Raw genomic sequence first — 1,808 nt, 5'->3', positions numbered from 1 at the left:
GTTCCTACACAGATTATTATAGATGGTTTAGTTTTAACTGCTAGAGTTAACAAGACTTACAAAGTTGACGATGCCAGGCAGGAATGAGATTGATTGATAGGAAGTGATATAGATATCTACTATTGAGTCAGTAAGATAATGAGTCAGCAAGATTTAATTCCAAGAGCTCTCCTTTTACCAGCACCAGATATCGAAGCCTTAATCCAAGGGCGAATGATTGCTGCTATCCCTCAGCTATTTATCAATCCAGGGCGGAAATTTGCCCTATATCCGTCTACACTATCAAGTAGTACACTATCAAGTAATAATCATACATCAAGTAATCCCCTGTCTCTTGAGCACTATTATCGCCCTAGTTTTAGAGAAATAGCCCAAAAAAGTCTAACGGCACTGAATTCTGAGACAGTTTTGATTAAGGCTTGGGCTAGGTGTGAACTTTGCCAACACCTGAATAAAACTGAATCCTTGGAGAGCTTATCACCGTTAACGGTATGGACAGCAGCAGGATTACAAGCAAGACTTGAGAAAAAACAGGGTATTTTCCTGGCTTACTTGCGGGTCTATCAGTTGCCTAAAGTGCTTGAAGTAGCTATAAATAATACTAGTCAGCCCCTTGGGAAGTTTGTTAGTTTAGGTGATAATATTAGGGTTAGTGACGATTGGCCAGTATTAAGCGATCGCATTTTCAGCCAACGGCGACACCAGCTAGAAAATCGACTCCCGCCACTGTATCCGGAATTGGAAGAATTACAGAGTCAAATCGCTACCCTGGTGATTACTAACCCAGCGGCTGAAGCCCTTGACGAAGAGATAAAAAAATTTATAGGCTGGAGTAGCAACAAGCAATTAAGGTCATCTAATCCAGATGTAGCTTGGATAAATACCATAGCAGCATTAGGAAATCGCAGCAAAGAATTGGATCAAGGTAAAACTAATTATCAAGCTGGAACAGATTTTGAAAATATTGTTCGTGATAGCCTTAAGTTTCTCGGATTTACCATCGACCATGCTCACAAAGGTGGTGCTGGTGGTTTAGATTTATTCTGTTCAAAACCTTATCCTTTGGTGGGTGAGTGCAAGGCTGGGAAAAAAATTCCTAACGATACGGCAGTACAACTGTTGAATTTAGGAACGTTACGTTTAAACAATCAAGAACTACTTAAGAAAACTGCTAAGTTAATTATTGGCCCTGGTGAGCCGACTAAACAACTTATGGATGCAGCTATTGTACATGGTATGGCAATTATTAATCCTGACACTCTTCAGAAGCTGGTGAAACTCCAAAGCCAGTATCCCAATTCTGTTGATTTAATTATACTGAAGGATTACTTGATACCTGGTCAAGCTGATCAGGAAGTTGAAAAATATATTAATCATATTTCTGAAAAACTGAAATTGCGATCGCATATTGTCCAGCTGGTGAAAAAGCTAATTGACGATAGAGATAATCACACGGTGGGAGTAGAGATGATCTATGGAGCCTATAACTTCTCCAATCCACCCCAGTCCTTGACTCAGCCAGAACTACACGAAATATTGATTGAGCTTTCTTCTCCCTTAACTGGCTACTTGGGGCGAATCAAGGAAACGGATAGTAAAAGTGATTGCTTTTATTTCCTGCGGGACTTGCCCATGGATTAACTAGCAGAGGTACATTTTTAGGGAGCAGGGAGCAGGGAATAGGGAACAGGGAATAGGGAACAGGCAAGAGGCAATAGGCAAGAGGCAATAGGCAATAGGCAATAGGCAATAGGCAATAGGCAATAGGCAATAGGCAATATGCAATAGGCAATAGGCAATAGGCAATA

1 protein-coding gene is annotated in these 1,808 nt (G+C 40.7%); it reads left to right on the top strand.

Annotated elements, in window-relative coordinates; translation table 11 throughout:
• The first annotated feature begins 138 nt into the window (after nucleotides 1-138).
• A complete protein-coding gene (locus tag F6J94_RS33535) occupies nucleotides 139-1,641 on the top strand; it encodes a DUF1802 family protein (RefSeq protein ID WP_293048208.1) in 1,503 nt (500 codons plus the stop codon).
• Nucleotides 1,642-1,808 lie beyond the last annotated feature (167 nt).

Origin of the sequence: Moorena sp. SIO1F2 (assembly GCF_010672755.1) — a bacterium.
Classification (GTDB): Bacteria; Cyanobacteriota; Cyanobacteriia; order Cyanobacteriales; family Coleofasciculaceae; genus Moorena.
Note: the sequence above shows the minus strand (reverse complement) of the source record. Positions and strands in the feature narration are given on the sequence as shown.